Origin of the sequence: Ralstonia sp. Ralssp135 (genome assembly GCF_047304345.1) — a bacterium.
GTDB lineage: Bacteria > Pseudomonadota > Gammaproteobacteria > Burkholderiales > Burkholderiaceae > Ralstonia > Ralstonia chuxiongensis.
The window spans coordinates 178384-197627 of record NZ_JBGLYZ010000001.1 but is presented as its reverse complement, the minus strand read 5'-3'; the positions used below and the strand labels follow the sequence as shown (position 1 = coordinate 197627).

Here is a 19244-nt window from a genome sequence, read left to right as displayed (position 1 = left end):
CTCGCCAGACATGGGGGGCGGGACCGGCTCGACCCTAGGAGGGGCCCCACATGCAAACCACCACCTTGCGCACGCACTGTCTCGCACTGGCAGCGGCTACGTGCGCACTCGCCAGCGGCACCGCGAACGCCCAGAGCGTCACGCTTTACGGCCTGATCGACACCGGCATTGAATACGTGAGCCATGCCAATGCCAACGGCAATGGCCTCACGCGCATCCCCTCCGTGACGGGAACGCTGCCTTCGCGCTGGGGCCTGCGCGGCGCTGAAGACCTGGGCAACGGCATGAAGGCCGTGTTCACGCTGGAAAGCGGTTTCAACACCGACACCGGCACCTCCGGCCAGGGCGGTCGTCTCTTCGGCCGGCAGGCGTGGGTCGGGCTCGCAAGCGATTACGGCACCGTCACGCTGGGCAGGCAGTACAGCATGGTGTTTCTGTCGCTGGCCGATGCTGACATTCTCGGCCCCAGCCAATATGCCATCGGGTCACTGGATGCCTACATTCCGAACGCACGTACCGACAACACGATCGCCTACAAGGGCACCTTCAGCGGCCTCACGGTGGGCGCCACGTATTCGTTCGGCCGCGATGCGGCGGGCGGTGTGCCGGCGTCCGGCACCTGTGCGGGAGAGGTAGCGGGCAATGCATCGGCGTGCCGCGCCATGTCGGCCATGGTGAAGTACGACGCTGCCACCTTTGGTGTGGCCGGCGCCTACGAAGAGCAGCGCGGCGGCACCGGAGCCACTGCATCGTTCTTCAACGGCAGCGCGCCCATCGCGTTCAGCGATGCGGGTGACAAGGACCGCCGCATCGTCGCCAACGGCTACGTGAAACTCGGCAACGCCAAGCTTGGCGTCGGCTGGATCGGCCGCCACCTGCAAGCCGCGGCTGGCGACGTGCGCTCCAACCTGTACTTCGTCAACGGCAGCTATCCGCTAACGGGTGCGCTCACGCTGGATGCCGGCCTGCTCCGTATCGTCAATGCCGATCAGAGCCGTAGCGCAACGATGGCCGTGTTGCGCGGCGTCTATGCGTTGTCAAAGCGCACTGCGCTGTACGCGCAGACGGGCTATCTCTGGAACAGCGCCAACGCGCAGTATTCCGTCAGTGGCGGAGGGGGCGGCACCACGCCCGCCAAGGGCGTGAACCAGCTCGGCGCGATGGTTGGGATGCGGACGGCGTTTTGATGATGTGGAAGGGGGGGAGCACCGTCACCCCGTCACCCATTGACGATCTCCCCCCCATTCGGATGCAGCGTCTGCCCCGTCATATAGCTCGCATCGGCAGACGCGAGAAAGATGTAGCAGGGGGCCACTTCATCCGGCTGCCCGGCCCGGCCCAATGGCTCCTTGCTGCCAAACTTGGCGACCTGCTCGGCATCGAAGGTGGATGGGATCAACGGTGTCCAGATCGGCCCCGGTGCCACGGCGTTTACCAGGATGCCCTTGTCCGCCAATTGCTGCGCCAGTGAGCGCGTGAACGCCACGATCGCGCCCTTGGTGGCGGCGTAGTCCACGAGGTGCCCGCTGCCGCGAAACGCCGTGACCGACGTTGTCGTGATGATGCGCGCGCCTTCATGCAAGTGCGGTAGCGCCGCTCGCATCAAATAGAACATCGCAAAGACGTTAGTGCGGAACGTGCGCTCCAGTTGCACGGCATCGATGTCGGCCAGGCTCTGCTGCGGATGCTGTTCTGCTGCATTGCTGACCACGATGTCGATCTTGCCGAACATGGCCGCCGCCTGCGTGACCACCGCGCGGGCATGCGCTTCGTCGCCCAGGTCGCCGGCAATGGCTTCGCAGCGACGGCCGGTCGCGCGTACGAGGCGGCAGGTCTGGTTGGCATCGTCGTGTTCGTCCAGGTAGGCGATCAGCACGTCGGCGCCTTCCTTGGCGAAGCCGATGGCGACGGCGCGTCCGATGCCGCTGTCGCCGCCCGTGACGATGGCCACCTTGTCGGCCAGCTTGCCGCTGCCGACGTAATCCTCCATCTCTGCGCGGGGATGCGGCGTCATGTCGCCCTCGGTGCCGGGCTGGCGGTCCTGATGCTGTGGTGGTTGCTGCTGTGGCTGGTCGGGCATGGCGGGCTCGCTATGAAAGAGTGGATACACGGCTTTCAGCACGCGGCATGCCATTGCGCTCGAACGTGGCTTGGGGTGCACTCTCGCGCGCATGCCCTGCGGCACGCCGCTTGCTCTGCTGGTGGAACAGACTCCACATCGACGACGGGAGGCGCCATGGACACGCTGCTGTTCCTGTTTGGCGAAGGCAAGGATCTCAACCCGCTGCAAACCGCGATGCGCGCGGTCGTTGTGTTCGCCATCGGGCTGGCGCTGGTGCGTCTGTCGGGCCGACGCTCGTTCGGGCAGCGTGCGCCGTTCGACTTCGTTGTCGCCGTGCTGCTCGGGGCGACGCTGAGTCGCGCGATTGTCGGGGCCTCGCCGTTTGTGGCCACGGTGTCGGCCTCGCTCGCGCTGGTGGCCGTGCACCGCCTGCTGGGCTGGGCCTGCGTGCGGCTGCCGAAGCTCGACCGGCTCATCGCGGGCCGCGAGCGCGAGGTCTATCGCGAAGGGCGCTTCGACCAAGGCCAGATGGATGCAGCGCTCATCACCGTGGGCGACTTGGAAGAGAGCGTGCGCCAGACCTTGGGCTCGCGCACGCTCGATGATGTAGAAGCCGCCATCCTGGAGCGCAACGGACAGGTCAGCCTGATCCGCAAACGCCGCTGATTTTGCACACCCGCACCCGCACACCGGAGCCGACCATGCGAGACAAGCAACAGAAGGGAAGCCGAGACGCCAAACAACGCAAGGCCGATTGGGAACAAGCCGAATCGCATCGCAAACCAGGCGACCGGCTAGCCAATGCGGAAGTGGGCCGCTCCGGCAGCATGGCACCCCAGCCGCAAAGCCGGCATGACACGCTGCGCCGCATGCGTCAGGGTGAGGTGCCGCCCGGCATCACGCGTGACAAGCTGCACGACCCCGGAGACCAGACGCCGGACGCTTCGCCCACAGATAACCGCAGCTGAGCGCAACGTGCCTGCCGCAGAAGACGCCCCGTGGTACCGCCGGTTGGGGCCCGGCCTGATCACCGGCGCCGCCGATGACGATCCGAGCGGGATCGCCACCTATGCGCAGGCCGGCGCGCAAATGGGTACCGGCATGCTATGGACGCTATTGCTAACGCTGCCGTTGATGATCTCCATCCAGCTCGTCAGCGCCCGCTTGGGGCGTGTGTCCGGCCGGGGCGTGGTCGCCAACATCCGGCGGCATCAGTCGCCATGGCTCGCCTATGCATTTGTGGCGCTGGTGACGCTTGCCAACATCATCAACGTGGGTGCCGACATCGCGGCCATGGGCGACAGCGTGCGCCTGCTTCTGGGGGGCTCGACAGCATGGTATGCATGCCTGTTTGCCGTCTTCACGCTCGTGCTGCAAGTGTGGATGCCGTACCGCCGCTATGCGCGCTATCTGCAATGGACTGCGCTGTCGCTGCTGGCCTATGTGGCCACGGCCTTTGTCGTGAAAGTGGACTGGGCGCACGCGCTGCACGACACCGTGGTGCCCCGGCTGCATTGGTCGAAAGACTATGCAATGACGCTGGTGGCGGTGTTCGGCACCACCATCAGCCCCTATCTGTTTGTGTGGCAGGCCGCGGGCGAAGTCGAAGAGACGCGGCTGGCCGAAGACGAAGCGCCGCTCAAGAAAGCGCCTTGGCAGGCGAAGGATCAGCTCGCACGCATCCGCATCGACACCACGGTCGGGATGGTGGTGTCGGCGCTGATCGCCTTCTGCATCATGCTGACGGCCGCTTACGCACTGCACACGCACGGCGTCACGCAAATCGAGACCTGCGCCCAGGCCGCTGAAGCGCTCAAGCCCGTGGCCGGGCGCTTTGCGCAGACGTTGTTTGCCGTGGGCGTGATCGGCACGGGGCTGCTGGCGGTGCCGGTGCTGGCGGGCTCCGCCGCCTATGCCGCTGCCGAGGCCTTCCAGTGGCACAGCAGCCTGGAGGCCAAGGTGCACCGCGCGCCCAAGTTCTATCTGTTTCTGGCGCTTGTGATGGCGGTGGCCACGGTGCTGGTGTTCCTGCCCATCGAGCCTTTCAAGCTGCTGTATTGGGCTGCGGTGCTCAATGGCGTGGCGGCTACGCCCGTCATGGTGATGCTGCAGTTGATGTCGCGCCGCAAGTCCGTGATGGGGCCGTTCCGCAGCTCTCGGCTGCTGCATGGCACGGCGTGGGTTGCGACCCTGTGCATGTGCGCCAGTACGTTGCTGCTCTTTGTGCTGGCTGTGCGCGGTTCGTAAAAGAGCGGTCGGCTTGCGCGCAAGCACCGGGGTTGCGTGCCTTGGGCGAAACCGTGCAGCAGGCGCGGTGTCCTGTTTTCCAACAAGGGGTCAATCATGAAAGCTGTCGTATTCCACGGCGTTGGCGACATCCGTCTGGAAGACATGCCCGTGGTGCCGCGCTCCACATCGCAGATCAGAAGGCGCCGCCCGAGCTGGGACGGTGCAGGAGGTGCGCTCGCCACAAGAGGTGGAATCCGGTCAGTCTTGCAACGCGAGGTGCGAAGCAAGCCACGTTCCACGCCCGCCAGCGTTCTGGCGCCCAGGTGGCCCCGGAATCGCGCGATAATGCATGACTTTCCTGCTGTTTCCTGCGCCTCCTCGCTTTTCCCGCCTTCTTGCTGCCCTTGCCATGACCGGACTGACCACCGCCCTCCTGCACGCCGACCGTGAAGCCGGCGTCGAGCACTACGCCATCCACAAGCCGCTGCACACGTCCACCACGTACGGCTATACCGATACGCGCGAGCTGATCGACGTGTTCCAGGGCAAGCCCGGCTACACCTACGCGCGCCAGGGCAACCCGACCACGGCCGCACTGGAAGCCAAGATCACGATGATGGAAGCGGGCGTGGCCACCGCGTGTTTCGCCACCGGCATGGCGGCCATCATGGCGGTGTTTTCGACCATGCTGCGCGCGGGCGACCACGTGGTCTCCAGCGCTTTCCTGTTCGGCAACACCAACAGCGTGTTCGAGACGCTGCGCAACCTGGGCGTGGAAGTGACATTCGTCGATGCCACGTCTGCCCAGGCCGTGGCCGACGCTGTGCAGCCGAACACGCGCCTCGTCTTCGTGGAAACCATTGCCAACCCGCGCACCCAGGTGGCGGATCTGAAGGGCATTGGCGAGGTGTGCAAGGCACGCGGCCTGATCTACGTGGTCGACGGCACGATGACCTCGCCGTGGCTGTTCCGCGCGCGTGATGCGCAGGCGAGCCTGGTGGTGCATTCGCTGTCCAAGTACATCGGCGGGCACGGCAACGCGCTGGGCGGCGCGGTGGTCGATACCGGCCTGTTCGACTGGACGGCGTATCCGAACATCTACCCGGCATACCGCAAGGCCAAGCCGGAAATGCAGGGCATCCAGCAGATTCGCAAGAAGGGCCTGCGCGACCAGGGCGCGACGTTGATTGCCGATGCCGCGCACCGCATTGCCGTGGGCGCTGAAACGATGGCTTTGCGCATTGACCGCACCTGCAGCAACGCCCTGGAGCTGGCCCGAACGCTGGCTGTGCACCCGAAGGTGGCCCGCGTCTACTACCCCGGTCTGCCCGAGCACCCCGAGCACGCCCGCGCCACAGAGCTGTTCCGCCATTACGGCGGCCTGCTGAGCTTCGAACTGGTGGACGGCGCGGATTACGTCGACATGCTCGACCACCTGCGCTACGCCGTGCGCGCCACGCACCTGGGTGACACGCGTACGCTGGTGATTCCGGTGGCGCCGACCATCTACTGGGAAATGGGTGCCGAGCGCCGCGCGTCGATGGGTATTGCCGATTCGCTCGTGCGCGTGTCGGTCGGCATTGAGGATGAGGCCGATCTGTTGGCGGATTTCACGCAGGCGCTGGACGCTACGGCCATCGGCTGAGCCGGCACCGTTCTGGTTTTGCAGTTTGAAGGCCCGCCGCTCGTACAGAGTGGCGGGCCTTTTTCATGGCAGGTCAGAACACGTGCCGGATGCCGACCATCGTGCCGAGCTGGTTTCCGCCGGCAGCGGGTGCCGCGCCCGTGGCGGCACTATCTACAGACAGCGCCAGGCTGCCGCGGTTGTCGATATAGCCGACCGTGGCATACACCGACGAGCGCTTGCTGAACGCGTAGCTGGCGCGCACCGCCCCCAGCCATGCCTTGTTGGCGCTGTTGTGGAACCGCAGGTGGAACACCTCGCCAGAGAGCGTGAGCGCCGGTGTCAGGTCGTATGCGGCGCCGGCGTAGAAGAGGTCGCTGCGCGGCGTGGCCGATGCGCCATTGCGGCGGCCGATCCAGCCCAGGCCAACCTTCGCGCGGTCGAACAGCGCATAGCCGCCCAACGCCATGCGGTCATCCTTGAGCGCGCTTGACGTCAACCCGGCAAACGCGCCGGGCCCGCCGCGCTGTGAGTCATACGCGGCGGAAACGCCCCACTTGCCGGTCTCGTACATCAGCATGGCCGACCACTCGCGGCAGGCCAGGGTGTCAGCCGGGTTCTCTCCACCGCAATTGGTGCCGGATGGGCTGGGCCCGGCGTTGACGGCATCGCGGCCAAAGCTGTAGGTCGCCCCGACCGTGAACCCACCGAACTTGCCCTTGTAGGCAATGGCGTTGTCAGCGCGGGCGTTGGGCAGGTAGGTGTCGAGCGAACTGGAACCGTACGCGTTGGGGCCGAGCAGGTCGGTATCGAGCGAAGCCCAGAACAGCATCGTGTACTGACGGCCGAGGCTGATCTGCCCCCAGTTGTTGGACAGGCCCACCCACGCCTGCCGACCGAACAGGCGGCCGCCCTGGTTGCTCGTGCCGCTGTCGGGCGCGAAGCCCGATTCCAGCGTGAACAGCGCCTTGGCGCCGCCGCCCAGGTCTTCGGTGCCGCGCAGGCCCCAGCGCGAGGGCACCGTGCCGCTCAGGTTGGGCATGCGCACGACGCTATTGCCGGTCGAGCCGATGCGATTGACGTATTCGACGCCCGTATCGATGACGCCGTACAGCGTCACGGACTGGGCTGCTGATTGTGCGGCGGCAAGCGCGGGCGCTGCCAGCAGCAAGGGAAACGCCAGGTGGCGCAGGTTCATGTGGTCTCCTCCGTTGTGATTGTTTTTCAGCGATGCGTGACGTGCATCAGGCGGCGAAATCTGGTTGTTGTGCCGGCGCGGCTGCCTTGAAGCCCGGATGCGCACTGGCGTGTTGGTAGATCGCCATCGCGCGCTCGTACCGCTCCAGCGAACACCCCATGCGCAGTGCGTTGGCAACCTGCGGCACCAGCGCCACGTCGGCCAGCGTCGGCGCATCCCCAAAGCACCATGGGCCGGCGCCGTAGCGCGCGAGCAAGCGCTCGACGGTCGCCATGCCTTCGTCGATCCAGTGGCGATACCACGCGTCCTTCTGCTCGGGCGTGACCTTCAGCACGTCTTGCAGATAGCGCAGCACGCGCAGATTGTTGATGGGGTGGATGTCGCACGCGATGGCGTTGGCCAGTTCCAGCACGCGTGCGCGCTGCAATGGTTCGAGCGGAATGAGCCGTGGCTCGGGGTAGCGCACATCGAGGTAATCGATGATCGCGAGCGACTGGCTCAATTGCATCTCGCCGTCGATGAGCGCTGGTACGCCCGCCGACGGGTTGATGTGCTCCACATAGCCTGCCGCGCGATGCTCGCCGGTGCGGATGTTCACCGGCAGCGTCTCGTACGGCAGCCCCTTGAGCGCCAGCGCAATGCGCACCCGATACGACGTCGAGCTGTTGAAGAAGCTGTAGAGCTGCATGGCGCGCCCGCTCAGACGATGCAGGCCTTCAGCTCGCCCAGGCCATCGACGCCCATGACGATGCTGTCGCCGCGCTTCACGGCCCCCACGCCCTCCGGCGTGCCGGTAAAGATCACGTCGCCGGGTTCCAGACGGAAGAACTGCGAGAGGTACGCCACCGTTTCCGCCACCGACCAGATCAGGTGCGATACATCGCTGCGCTGTTTGGTCTCGCCGTTCACGGTCAGCCAGATGCCGGCTTGTTGCGGGTGGCCGATCTTGCTGGCCGGGTGGATGGGCCCCATCGGGGCAGAGACATCGAACGCCTTGCCGATTTCCCATGGGCGGCCCATCTCACGCATCTTCATCTGCAGGTCGCGGCGTGTCATATCCAGCCCGACGGCGTAGCCCCACACATGGTCGAGCGCGTTGTCTACGGAGATGTCTGCGCCGGATTTGCCGATCACGGCCACCAGCTCGGCTTCGTAGTGGTAGTTCAGCGTTTGCGAGGGATACGGCAGTTCAAGCGTTTGACCATCCGCCACCGGCACGATGGCGTCGGTGGGCTTGCAGAAGAAGAACGGCGGTTCACGGTCGGGGTCGTAGCCCATCTCGCGGGCGTGGGCGGCGTAGTTGCGGCCCACGCAATAGACGCGGCGCACGGCAAATTGGTCGCTGCTGCCTGCAACGGGCACGGTGGTGAGGGCAGGGGGCGTGAAGACGTAGGTCATGTTGGCTTCTGTCGGGTGGCTAAATCGTTCGGGTGTGCAAGACCAGCGGCGGTGCCTCCGGCACGCCGCAAGAGCAATGGAATGGGTTTTCTTCAGGTGCGCGCTTCGCGCAGCAGATTCAGTGCTGACAGCACGGGCCGGTCGGAATAGCTGAACAGCACCGCATCCTCCGATGCGTTGAGCTGCACCGGTGCCCACGACGGCGCGACAAACACGTCGCGCGGCTCGAACTCGAATTGCACGTCGCCAATGCGTGCCGTGCCGCGACCCTCCACCACGCTGTAGACGGTGGCGTCAGTGCTGCGGTAGGTCTTGCCCGCAAAGCCCTTGGGCAGGAACTGCATGAAGGTGGCGATGGTGGGCATCGGCCAGCCGCCGGTGGCGGGATTCACGTAACGCAGCTTCACGCCGTCCCAGGGGTCCAGTTCGCCGTGTCGGTAGAGCGTGTCCAGCGCTTCGAGCGTGCGCGCATACGGGTAGCTGAAGATTGGTGATGTGGGGTCGGTCACGCGATGGCGCACCGGCACCATGTTGTGGCCGAAGCGCGCGTAGCTGTCACCTTCCGGGCGCATCACGGGTTGTTGCGCCTCGGGGTAGTTCTCGGCAAAGCCGCAGTCGAACTGTTGCACCAGCGGAATGTCGAGGCCGTCCAGCCAGACGACGGGTTCGCCACCCGCCTCAAGCGTCGGGCAGCCGTGGTCGTGCCACGTCCATGAAGGCGTGATGATGAAATCGCCGGGGTGCATCGTGGTGCGTTCGCCGTTGACGGCCGTCCACGCGCCACGGCCTTCGACAATGAAACGCAGCGCCGATTGCGTATGCCGGTGGCTCGGCGCGATCTCACCCGGCAAGATCAACTGCAGCCCCGCGTACAGCGTGGACGTGATGCTGGCCTTGCCCGGCAGCCCCGGGTTCTCCAGGATCAGAACGCGGCGCACGGCCTCTTCCGCGCTGATGACGGCGCCGGCCTGCATGACCAGCGGGCGCACGTCGTTGTACTTCCAGATGGCGGGCACGATGCGCGGTTTGGGCTCGCGCGGCACCAGCGAATGCAGCGATTCCCACAGCGGCGCCAGTTGCTTGTCATTGAGTTGCGCGTAGTACGCGCCGCGCTCGGTCTGCAGCGTGGTTGATGTCATGGCCATCCCCTTACAGCTCGACAAAGACGTGGCCGTCTTCGATCTTGATCGGGAACGTGCGCACGTCGGTCGTGAGCGGCTCGCACATCGCCTTGCCCGAGCGCACGTCGAACTTGCCCTGGTGCAGCGGGCATTCGATCTCGTAGCCGTCGAGAAAGCCGTCACACAGGCGCGCGTGGCCGTGCGTGCAGACGTTGTCGGTGGCGAAGATTTCACCGGCAACGCGGTACACCGCGATCTCTGCATCGCCCGCACTGACGGCAATCACGTCGTCGTCCGGCAGGTCGTCAACGCTGATGAGCTTGAGCCAGGTGGTGGTTGATGTATTGCTCATGGGCAGACCTCAGATCGGATAGATGATCGAGTTCGGGATCATTTCGCTGTCGAACACGCAGGTGCGCGATTTCAGCTTCAATCCCGTTTCGGTGCGGACGATGGTGTCGATGTAGCGGCCGACGTTGAACACCGTCGACAGCGCATCGGGCTTGGTGCGGAACACGGCGTAGTTGGCTTGCGCTTCAATGCAGTCGCCTTCCACGTGCGTGACTTCGGGCAGGCCCACCACATGGCGCTGGTAATACGGGTCGTGGAAGATCGTCTCGGTGATGCCGTAGATGCGGTCCTTCAACATGCCCTTGCTTTCAAACGACAGCGTGGCGAGCGGAAAGCCGCGTTCGTAGTTTTCGCGAGGCTGGACCTTGTAGGTGCAGTCGTCGACGAAGAGGTCGGTCCATTGATCCCACGCTGCGTTGTCCACGGCGCTGGCATAGCGCGTGTAAAGCGCTAGCAGTTGCTGGTAGGTCGAGAAATCGAGTGTGTCAGTCGCGTCAGCCATGTCAGATCTCCATCACCTTGCGCCAGTATTCGTACATGCCGCGGATGAGCGTTTCCGTGACCATGTGGTCGGTGTCGCCCACTTCGCGGCCGCCGAGTTCGACCACGGTGCGGTGGCCAGGCTTTTGTTCGAAGCCTTCCTGCGAGAACTCGATGACCTCGCCGTCGTCTGCTGAGACAAAGCCGGCGGGCCCGAACAGGTTGGCCTGGCGCAGACGGCGCTGCGTCATCTCTTCGGTGTCGTCTTCAAAACCGAAGTGGGTCCAGACGAAATCGAACGAGCCGTGGCCGTTGGGCTGGATGTGTCGCGTCGACACCGAATTGACCTGCTGCTGGATGATCACGCTCGGGAAGACGGTCATCATCACGGCCGTGGGGCCACCCCACCAGGGTTCCTGCACGACATCGAGAAAGCGGTCGTCGTGCAGCGTCATCTTCTCTTTGAAGCTGGTGACGCCGCTGGTGACGGCCCCTTTACCACCAGTGCCGCGTGTGGAGATCATTGCGGCGTGGCGATGCAGCGCATCCATCTTCAGCTCTGATTTGTTGTCCGCCCGCCAGAGCCCGAACGTGACGAACCATGTGTGCAAAAGCCCCGGGTGATACGGGTCTTTTATGTTCTCCTGCATCAGCTTCCAGTTGCCCGGAATGCGCTGCTTGTTGTAGCCAAGAATCTTCAGCTTGCGACCATCGAACACGCGGTCGAAATAGCCAAGGATGGTGGGCCCAAGAAAGTCCTCCAAAGACGGCAGGTCATGGTCGAACGAGGCAAAGATGACCCCGTTGCGCACGGCAACGTTGAGCTGCGTGAGCCCGTGCTCCTTCGGATCGAAATCGGCAGGCATGCCGCCCTGCACCTTGCCTTCAGACTTCACGCCCCGCCGGAACGGCACGCCGATCAGGTTGCCTTTCAGGTCGTAGTTCCACTGGTGATAGGGGCAGGTGAAGTCTTTTCGGTTGCCGGATTTCTCGCGGCAGAAGCGCACGCCGCGGTGCGCGCAGACGTTCTCCACCACGGCAACCGCGCCGTCCGGTGTACGGGTGACGATCACCGAACGTTCGCCCACCACCGTGCGCTTGAAATCGCCCGCGTTGGGTATCTCCGCTTCCAGACCGACGTAGCACCAGTGCCCGTTGTAGAACAGGCGCTCCAGCTCGCGCTGGTGGATCTCGTCGTCGGTGTAGGCGCGGAATGGAATCCGGCTGGAGCCATCGTCTTTCCAGACGGGTCTGGAGAACGTGAGGGTCGACTCTTTCATGGGTGTCTCCGAGGCTTGTAATGGGCGTGCTGCTTCAGACGCCAACGGCGTAGAAGGCATCCGCGTAAATGTGTTCGGGCAGCACGCCGCGCTGGCGCAGCAGCAGGCTCGCGGCGTCCACCATGACGGGCGCGCCGGCCAGATAGGCGCGCCAGCCCACAAGGCTCGACCAGTCGCTCGCCACGGCGTCGGTCACGACGCCCGAGCGGTAGCGGTGGTCTGTATTGGATGTCGTGATGACGACGTGCGTGTGCAGGTTCGGCAGGCGCTCGCGCAGCGCATCCAGCCAATGCGTGCCGTACACGTCGATGGGTGAACGCACCCCGAAGTACACGTGTACCGGGTTGGTCATGCACGCATCGGCCATACCGCGCAGGATGGAGAGGATGGGCGCGAGGCCGGTGCCGCCCGCGACGCAAAGGATCGGGTCTGCATTCCGGCGGCGCAGATACGCCGTGCCCAGCGGGCCACTCACGCGCACGTCATCGCCCACCTTGAGCTCGCGGGCAATGTACGAAGTGACACGGCCATCCGGTACCACACGCACATGGAACTCAAGGGTGTTCCCTTCGTTGGCGACGGCCATCGAATACGGCCGCACATGCTTGGGCGTGAACTGCAGCGTGGCGTACTGGCCGGGCGAGTAATCGAGCGGCTTGGCGAGGTCCAGCCGGATGCGCTTGATGTCGTGGGTCATGTCTTCGATGGACGCGACCTTCGACTTGACGATCCGGGCGGCGTGCACGACAACCTCGTCCACTTCCGGCAATTCGATCGCGCAGTCTTCCACCAGCGTGGTCTGGCAGGCCAGCACGATCTGGCCGGAGGCCGAGGGGCTGTTCATATCGGCTCCACCCGTGACCGCCACATTGCCGGATACGACGCGGCAGCGGCACGTGCCGCAGCGGCCGGCCATGCAGCTATACGAGATGGGGACTTCGTTGGTGCGAAGCACTTCGAGCAGGTTATCGCCCGAGCGCGCGCTGACAATGCGCTGCAGTGGGGTGACGGTGATGTCCATGCCGTGTCTCCGGGCTAGTCGTTTTTCTGTGTGGAAGCATCATGGCTCGCTTGACCACATACATAAATAGAAGCAACCTGATGTCTCATATCACTCGCAGTGATAATGCGAGAACACGAGGAGACACGCGGTGGAACTGCAGGACATCGACCTCAACCTGTTGGTCGTCTTCAATGAATTGCTTCGGCAACGTCGTGTCTCTGCCGTGGCGGAAACACTGGGCATCTCGCAACCGGCCATCAGCAATGCGCTGAACCGCATGCGCAAGCTGTTTGGAGATGAGCTGTTCATCCGCACATCGAAGGGCATGGTGCCGACGCCTTTTGCCGAGACACTCGCCGAGCCCATCGCCTACGCGCTCGGGGCGATCTACAACTCGCTCAACGCCACGACCAAGTTCGACCCCAAGACGAGCACACGTGCCTTCACCATTGCGATGACGGACATCGGCGAGATCTACTTTCTGCCCAGTCTGATGCGCCGCCTGGAGAAGGACGCCCCCGGGGTGACCATCAGCACGGTGCGCAACCATGCCGACACGCTGCGCGACGAGATGGAGGCCGGCCGTGTGGATCTCGCCATTGGCTTTCTGCCGGACCTGAAGGCGGGTTTCTTCCAGCGCAGGCTGTTCAAGCAGCGCTATGTGTGCCTCTTCCGCAAGGGCCATCCGCTCGCCAAGAACGGCATGACCATGAAGAGCTTCCTGGAAGCCGAGCACGTGTCGATCGTGGCGGAGGGAACGGGCCACGGCATGGTGGATTCAACCATCCTGCGGGCAGGGATGCCGCGGCGGGTGAGCCTGCGTGTGCCGCACTTTGTGGCGCTGGGGCACATCCTGCAGTCGACCGACATGATTGCGGTGGTGCCCGAGGCCTATGCCACGCGCACGCTCAAACCGTTTGACCTGGCCACGGCACCGTGCCCGGCCAAGATTCCGGATATCACCATCAATGTGCTGTGGCACGGACGCAATCACCGCGAGCCGGCCAATCAATGGCTGCGGCAGTTGCTTTTCGAGATGTTTGCGATCTAGGCAGGCTGCAAGGGTATGCCGCCTCGTTGCCTGCGAGTGCTGGAGCATCGCGCTCCACCGTCGAACACTCGAATTCCACCTTTGGAGCGTCAGGACTGAGGCTCGAACACTGGCGCTCCAACGTCCGAGGGTCGAGCATCGGGCTCGATCGCTCGACGATGGCCCTCTGAGGGACACACTCCACGGTCAGAGGGGCGTGCGTCATTCTCAAACATTCGATTGCCGCGCTTGGAGGGTGACGCTTCAGTCTCGAAGGCTCGAACGCGACTGTTGGAGGCTCGCGCTCCGCCCTGAAACATTCGATCCTTCCGTGCTCCGAGGCTCGCACTCCGCCCTCGGACCGTCGTGCTCGGCAGATTGAGGCTGGCGTTCCACTCTCGGACTGTCGAACGCCGCGCTCGGAGGTCGAAATTTTGGACCTCAAACAGCGACACTCCACTGTTTGAGGTCCGTAATCCACCCTCAAAGGGCGGAACGCTTACTTGCCTTACGGGGCAACGGGCAATGCCTGCCCGCCGCCGGTACGTTTGGCTTGGCTGCCGCATAGGAAGATGGCCACCGCCGCAATTGCTGCCGGCACCGCCACGATCAGGAACAGCAGCTGGAACCCGATGTTTGCCGTCAGCAAGACGCCACCCACCAGCGCACCGCACACCGAACCCAGACGGCCCACGCCCAGTGCCCAACTGATGCCCGTCACACGGTTGGCAGTGGGATAGAACTGCGCTGCGAATGCGTTCGCGCCGATTTGCGAGCCGCTGATGCAGAAGCCCACACCCGTGACGGCAAAGGCGAGCATCGTGCCTTGCGTCACGCCTGTCAGGGCGAGGAATATGGCGCCCAGGCCGTAGGTGCCGCACAGCACGATCGTCGCGGGATACCGATCCATCAACCGTCCGATGATGAGCGCGCCGATGGTGCCGCCCACCTGGTACATCACCGCAATGCGCGACGCCAGCGCGAGCGACACGCCACCCGCGTGAATCAGCGTCGGCAGCCAGTTCGTCAGCAGATAGACGATCAGCAGGCTCATGAAGAACACCGTCCACAGCAACAGCGTGCCCGTGCGGAACGCCGGCAGGAAGAGCTGCCGCACCGGCGACCCCAACGCCTTGGCCTCATGCAGCGCGAAGCGGGTATCGGGCGTGACGTCCAACGGCGCAATGCGGTTGAGCAGCTTGCCGACTGCGGTGTTGTCTGCACCACTGGACACCAAGTAGCGCACCGACTCCGGCAGCGCGAAGGCCATCAACGGCACCAGCACCAGTGGCACGACGCCGCCAAACAGCAGCACGCTGCGCCAGCCAAAATCCGGCACCAGTTGCGCCGCGACGATGCCACCAAAGCCCGAGCCCAACGTAAAGCCGCAGAACATGACCGTGGTGAGGAAGGAGCGCCGGCGCTCCGGGCAGTATTCAGACGTGAGGGCGATGGCGTTGGGCATGGCCCCGCCCAGGCCGAGGCCTGTCAGGAACCGCAACGCGATCAGCGCGCTCACGTTGGGTGCAAACGCCGATGCCACGGTGGCCACGCCAAACGCCGCCACCGTAATCAGCAGCGTGCGTTTGCGCCCGATGCGGTCTGCCAATGGGCCAAAGGCGAGCGCGCCAACCATCAGCCCCGCGAGGCCGGCACTGAACAAAGTGCCCAACACGCCGGGGGTGACGTGCCAGTCCTGCACGAGCGCCGGCGCGATAAAGCCGACGCAGGCGGTGTCAAAGCCGTCAATGGCGACGATGAAAAAGCACAGCGCAACGACGCGCCACTGGAAGGCAGAAAAGCGTTGGCCGTCGAGCCACGCTCGCACGTCGATGGTTGAAGGGTGGGGCAGCATGGTGTCTCCTCAGTTTTTTGTAGGTGTGCGCTGAAGGTAGCGGGCACCGAGGAGGCACGCCAGTCGGCTGGTGAATGCGCGACATTCACCAGATTGATACTGGACGGAAAAGGTAGGCGGGGCCGGCCTGGGGCGGCCGGTCAAACGACAGCCGAGAGGCGGCTCAGTGGAAGAACAACATGCGCATCCCGAACGTGTGATGTGCCTCTGCGGCCATCAGCACCATCAGCACCAGTAACGCGAGTGGCGGCATCAGGATGGCGTACACCAGCGCCAGCCGCTCCCACATCATGTGCATGAACACAGAGACGATCAGCCCGGCCTTGGCGATCATCAGCACGACGATCAGCACCCAGCGCGTCAGCCCTTCCACGCGAAAGTAGTCCACCAAGTACGACAGCGTGCTGAGCACGAACAGCAGGCCCCAGATTTTCAGGTAGACGCTGATGCTGTGCTGCTGGCCATGGGTGTCGGGCACCGCTGGCGTGGAGGATGGGTCGGTGTGGTTCATGGCTGCCTCACCACAGGTAGAACAACGCAAAGATGAACACCCAGACGAGATCGACGAAGTGCCAGTAGAGGCCCGCGATCTCCACGATCTGGAAGTTGCCGTGCTCGGCAAAGCCCGGCTGCCGGATCTTGCGTGCGACCAGCAGCAGGTAGATCACGCCGCAGGTCACGTGAAAGCCATGGAACCCGGTGATCATGAAAAAGCACGCGCCAAACTGCGCCGCACCCAGCGGGTTGCCCCAGGGGCGCACGCCTTCGAGCACGATCAGCTTGGTCCACTCGAATGCCTGCAGGCTGACGAAGCAGACCCCCAGCAATGCCGTGGCCAGCATGAGCGCGGCGGCGCGCCTGGCGTTGCGCCGGTAACCGAAGTTGACGGCCATGGCCATGGTGCCGCTGCTGCTGATGAGCACGAAGGTCATGATGGCAATCAGCAGCAACGGCACCTCCACGCCGCCGATCTTCATGCCGAACACTTCGGCCGTGTCGGGCCATGGCACTGTGGTCGACATGCGCACGGTCATGTAGCCGATCAGGAAGCTGCTGAAGACGAAGGTGTCCGACAGCAGGAAGATCCACATCATGGCCTTGCCCCACGGCACCTTGAAGGCTTCGCGGTCGCCCGACCAGTCGTTGACGACGCCGGGCCAGCCTTCGGGCAAGGCGTTGGCCGAGTCGGTGGGGAGCGTGGGGTTGATCATGGCGTGGCTCCGTACAACGGCCCGCAGATGGCGCTGACGAATGCGGGCGTGATCCACCACATTGCTGCCAGCAGCACGAGCCACACGGCCAGCAGGAAGTGCCAGTACGCCGCGCAGAGGGCAACGGCACGCTGGGTGCGCTCGGCGTTCTTGCGCAGGCGTGCGACCGTCACCGCCCAGACGACGAGCCCACCGATGACATGCGCAGCATGCAGGCCGGTGAACACATATAGAAAGCTGTTGGATGGGTTGACTGCCACGCCTTGCCCGGTGGCGGACAGTTGCTGCCACGCTGCCCATTGGCCAAAGACGAACAGCGCGGCAAGCGCGCCGCCCGCGAGCAGCCAGATCGTGCGGCGTGCTCCCGCGCGTCGTGCCAGTTCCATGGCCACGCTGGCCAGCGCCAGCACGCCGGTGTTCCACCACAGCAGCACGGGGTGAGGAACCGGCATCCAATCCGGCTCGCGCATGCGCATGGCATAGGCCAGGATCAGCAGCGAGAACAGCGCCGTCACCACGGCCATGAAGACGCGCAGGCCAATGCGCCCGGCGTGGGGCAATACAGGCGGGGTTTCGGGAACAAAGTGGCGGGGCAGGGTCGTCATGTGCGCACCCCGCTGGTGTGGAGGATGTCGGTTCCCGGCGCCGCTTCGGTACCCATGTCGGGTGCGCCGGTGGGCGGTTCGTTCTGGGGCACGAAATCATCCACACGGTCGGGCGGGCTGTACTCGTATGCCCAGCGATAGACCACTGGCAGCGTCGGCCCCCAGTTGCCGTGCACGGGCGGCGTCTGCGGCGTCTGCCATTCGAGCGTGGTTGCCCGCCACGGGTTGGCTTCGGCCTTTCTGCCGCGTACGAGGCTCCACGCCAGGTTGAAGAGGAACAGCAACTGCGCCACGCCCACGATGATGGCGATGACGGTGATGAACGTATTCAGTGTCTGCGCGGAGTGCGGGATGAAGCTGTAGCCCTCATACGCGTAGTACCGCCGCGGCATGCCCAGCAAGCCCAGGTAGTGCATCGGGAAGTAGATCAGGTACGTGCCGATGAAGGTGATCCAGAAATGCGCGCGGCCCAGCGTGTCGTTCAGCATGCGGCCCGTCACCTTCGGATACCAGTGATACAGCCCGCCGAACACCACCAGGATCGGCGACACGCCCATCACCATGTGGAAGTGCGCCACCACGAAGTACGTGTTGGACAGCGGGATGTCGACGCTCACGTTGCCCAGGAACAGCCCCGTCAACCCGCCAATCAGGAACGTGCTGATGAAGCCGATGGCAAACAGCATCGGCACGGTCAGGTGGATGTCGCCATGCCACAGCGTGAGCACCCAGTTGTAGACCTTGAGCGCCGTCGGGATGGCGATGATGAGCGTGGTGGTGGCAAAGAAGAAGCCGAAGTACGGGTTCATGCCCGAAACAAACATGTGGTGCGCCCAGACAACGAACGACAACACACCGATGATGACGATGGCCCACACCATCATCCGATAGCCGAAGATGTTCTTGCGCGCGTGCGTGCTGATGAGGTCCGACACGATGCCGAAGGCGGGCAGCGCGACGATGTACACCTCGGGGTGCCCGAAGAACCAGAACAGGTGCTGGAACAGCAGCGGGCTGCCGCCGGCATGCGGCAGATGCTGCCCCATCGAAACCACCGCCGGCACAAAGAAGCTGGTGCCCAGCGTCTTGTCGAGCAGCATCATGATGGCCGACACGAACAGCGCCGGAAACGCCAGCAGCGCCAGCACGGTCGCGGTAAAGATGCCCCATACCGTGAGCGGCATGCGCATGAGCGTCATGCCGCGCGTGCGCGCCTGCAGCGTGGTGGTCACGTAGTTCAGCCCGCCCATGGTGGCCGCCACGATGAAGATCGCCAGCGACACCAGCATCAGCACAATGCCCCATTCGGTGCCGGGCGTGCCGGGCAGGATCGCCTGCGGCGGATACAACGTCCAGCCCGCGCCGGTGGGCCCGCCCGGCACGAAAAAGCTCGCCACCAGCACCAGCACGGCCAGCAGGTAGACCCAGTAGCTGAGCATGTTCAGGAACGGGAACACCATGTCGCGCGCGCCCAGCATGAGCGGGATCAGGTAGTTGCCGAAGCCACCGAGGAACAGCGCCGTGAGTAGGTAGATCACCATGATCATTCCGTGCATGGTGACGAACTGATAGTAGTGGTTGGCGTCGATAAAGGCGAACTTGCCCGGAAAGCCCAACTGCAGCCGCATCAGGTTCGACAGCACGAGCCCCACCAGCCCGATGGCGATGGCCGTGAGCGAATACTGCACCGCGATGACCTTGTGGTCCTGGCTCCAGACGTAGCGTGTCCAGAAGCTTTGAGGTGCGTGACCCTGGGCGTGGTCGGCGTCGGCGTGTCCGTAGGACATGGTTTCTCCT

Annotated in this window: 20 protein-coding genes; 6 read left to right on the top strand and 14 right to left on the bottom strand. The window is 64.4% G+C overall.

Annotation, left to right across the window (positions count from 1 at the left end):
- The first annotated feature begins 50 nt into the window (after nucleotides 1-50).
- Nucleotides 51-1187: a porin gene (locus ACCD03_RS00880; RefSeq protein WP_253540575.1), complete on the top strand. Its 1137-nt coding sequence runs from the start codon at nucleotides 51-53 to the stop codon at nucleotides 1185-1187.
- 32 nt (nucleotides 1188-1219) lie between these two features.
- Here ACCD03_RS00880 and ACCD03_RS00875 read toward each other — a convergent pair whose 3' ends face one another.
- Complete coding sequence (locus tag ACCD03_RS00875) at nucleotides 1220-2080, bottom strand: SDR family oxidoreductase (RefSeq protein ID WP_413410532.1); 861 nt, start codon at nucleotides 2078-2080, stop codon at nucleotides 1220-1222.
- A 156-nt stretch (nucleotides 2081-2236) separates the two neighbouring features.
- On the opposite strand from ACCD03_RS00875, the gene ACCD03_RS00870 reads away from it, so the two are divergent.
- From ACCD03_RS00870 to ACCD03_RS00855, 4 genes are all read left to right on the top strand, one after another.
- On the top strand, nucleotides 2237-2728 hold the full coding sequence (locus ACCD03_RS00870) for a DUF421 domain-containing protein (RefSeq protein ID WP_413410531.1): 492 nt from the start codon (nucleotides 2237-2239) through the stop codon (nucleotides 2726-2728).
- Between the two features lie 35 nt (nucleotides 2729-2763).
- The gene (locus ACCD03_RS00865) at nucleotides 2764-3030 is read left to right on the top strand and encodes a hypothetical protein (RefSeq protein WP_413410530.1); all 267 of its coding nucleotides are present in this window, start codon (nucleotides 2764-2766) and stop codon (nucleotides 3028-3030) included.
- 7 nt (nucleotides 3031-3037) lie between these two features.
- Nucleotides 3038-4309, top strand: coding sequence for an Nramp family divalent metal transporter (locus tag ACCD03_RS00860; protein WP_413410529.1), 1272 nt, complete (start codon nucleotides 3038-3040; stop codon nucleotides 4307-4309).
- A 391-nt stretch (nucleotides 4310-4700) separates the two neighbouring features.
- Nucleotides 4701-5936: a cystathionine gamma-synthase family protein gene (locus ACCD03_RS00855; protein ID WP_413410528.1), complete on the top strand. Its 1236-nt coding sequence runs from the start codon at nucleotides 4701-4703 to the stop codon at nucleotides 5934-5936.
- 73 nt (nucleotides 5937-6009) lie between these two features.
- On the opposite strand, the gene ACCD03_RS00850 is transcribed toward ACCD03_RS00855, so the two are convergent.
- The 8 genes from ACCD03_RS00850 to ACCD03_RS00815 all read right to left on the bottom strand — a co-directional run bounded on the left by ACCD03_RS00850 (nucleotide 6010) and on the right by ACCD03_RS00815 (nucleotide 12764).
- Entirely contained in the window at nucleotides 6010-7113 is a 1104-nt protein-coding gene (locus ACCD03_RS00850; RefSeq protein WP_413410527.1) for a porin, read from the bottom strand.
- Between the two features lie 46 nt (nucleotides 7114-7159).
- Nucleotides 7160-7801 (bottom strand): maleylacetoacetate isomerase, encoded by a 642-nt coding sequence (maiA, locus tag ACCD03_RS00845; RefSeq protein ID WP_413410526.1) that lies wholly within the window; start codon nucleotides 7799-7801, stop codon nucleotides 7160-7162.
- Between the two features lie 11 nt (nucleotides 7802-7812).
- Nucleotides 7813-8511, bottom strand: coding sequence for a fumarylacetoacetate hydrolase family protein (locus ACCD03_RS00840; protein ID WP_413410525.1), 699 nt, complete (start codon nucleotides 8509-8511; stop codon nucleotides 7813-7815).
- A gap of 92 nt (nucleotides 8512-8603) precedes the next feature.
- Nucleotides 8604-9650 carry a gentisate 1,2-dioxygenase gene (gene gtdA / locus ACCD03_RS00835; RefSeq protein ID WP_413410524.1) on the bottom strand — a complete coding sequence of 349 codons (1047 nt, stop codon included), beginning with the start codon at nucleotides 9648-9650 and terminating at the stop codon, nucleotides 8604-8606.
- 10 nt (nucleotides 9651-9660) lie between these two features.
- Nucleotides 9661-9984 (bottom strand): non-heme iron oxygenase ferredoxin subunit, encoded by a 324-nt coding sequence (locus ACCD03_RS00830; protein ID WP_413410523.1) that lies wholly within the window; start codon nucleotides 9982-9984, stop codon nucleotides 9661-9663.
- Nucleotides 9985-9993: 9 nt separating this feature from the next.
- On the bottom strand, nucleotides 9994-10485 hold the full coding sequence (locus ACCD03_RS00825) for an aromatic-ring-hydroxylating dioxygenase subunit beta (protein WP_413410522.1): 492 nt from the start codon (nucleotides 10483-10485) through the stop codon (nucleotides 9994-9996).
- Between the two features lies 1 nt (nucleotide 10486).
- Complete coding sequence (locus ACCD03_RS00820) at nucleotides 10487-11743, bottom strand: aromatic ring-hydroxylating dioxygenase subunit alpha (RefSeq protein ID WP_413410521.1); 1257 nt, start codon at nucleotides 11741-11743, stop codon at nucleotides 10487-10489.
- 34 nt (nucleotides 11744-11777) lie between these two features.
- Nucleotides 11778-12764, bottom strand: coding sequence for an FAD-binding oxidoreductase (locus ACCD03_RS00815; protein ID WP_413410520.1), 987 nt, complete (start codon nucleotides 12762-12764; stop codon nucleotides 11778-11780).
- Nucleotides 12765-12894: 130 nt separating this feature from the next.
- On the opposite strand from ACCD03_RS00815, the gene ACCD03_RS00810 reads away from it, so the two are divergent.
- Nucleotides 12895-13797, top strand: a complete 903-nt coding sequence (locus ACCD03_RS00810) for a LysR family transcriptional regulator (RefSeq protein WP_112186891.1) — start codon at nucleotides 12895-12897, stop codon at nucleotides 13795-13797.
- 487 nt (nucleotides 13798-14284) lie between these two features.
- Here the strand turns inward: ACCD03_RS00810 and ACCD03_RS00805 are convergent, their stop codons facing one another.
- The 5 genes from ACCD03_RS00805 to ctaD all read right to left on the bottom strand — a co-directional run bounded on the left by ACCD03_RS00805 (nucleotide 14285) and on the right by ctaD (nucleotide 19234).
- Nucleotides 14285-15631, bottom strand: a complete 1347-nt coding sequence (locus tag ACCD03_RS00805) for an MFS transporter (RefSeq protein WP_413410519.1) — start codon at nucleotides 15629-15631, stop codon at nucleotides 14285-14287.
- Between the two features lie 163 nt (nucleotides 15632-15794).
- Nucleotides 15795-16142 carry a cytochrome C oxidase subunit IV family protein gene (locus tag ACCD03_RS00800; RefSeq protein WP_024977949.1) on the bottom strand — a complete coding sequence of 116 codons (348 nt, stop codon included), beginning with the start codon at nucleotides 16140-16142 and terminating at the stop codon, nucleotides 15795-15797.
- Between the two features lie 7 nt (nucleotides 16143-16149).
- Nucleotides 16150-16842: a heme-copper oxidase subunit III family protein gene (locus ACCD03_RS00795; protein WP_413410518.1), complete on the bottom strand. Its 693-nt coding sequence runs from the start codon at nucleotides 16840-16842 to the stop codon at nucleotides 16150-16152.
- Nucleotides 16839-17447, bottom strand: a complete 609-nt coding sequence (locus tag ACCD03_RS00790; RefSeq protein WP_413410517.1) for a cytochrome c oxidase subunit 3 — start codon at nucleotides 17445-17447, stop codon at nucleotides 16839-16841. Before ACCD03_RS00790 ends, ACCD03_RS00795 begins: the two co-directional genes overlap by 4 nt.
- The gene (ctaD, locus tag ACCD03_RS00785; RefSeq protein WP_413410516.1) at nucleotides 17444-19234 is read right to left on the bottom strand and encodes a cytochrome c oxidase subunit I; all 1791 of its coding nucleotides are present in this window, start codon (nucleotides 19232-19234) and stop codon (nucleotides 17444-17446) included. The genes ACCD03_RS00790 and ctaD overlap by 4 nt, the downstream gene beginning before the upstream one ends.
- Nucleotides 19235-19244: the final 10 nt, after the last annotated feature.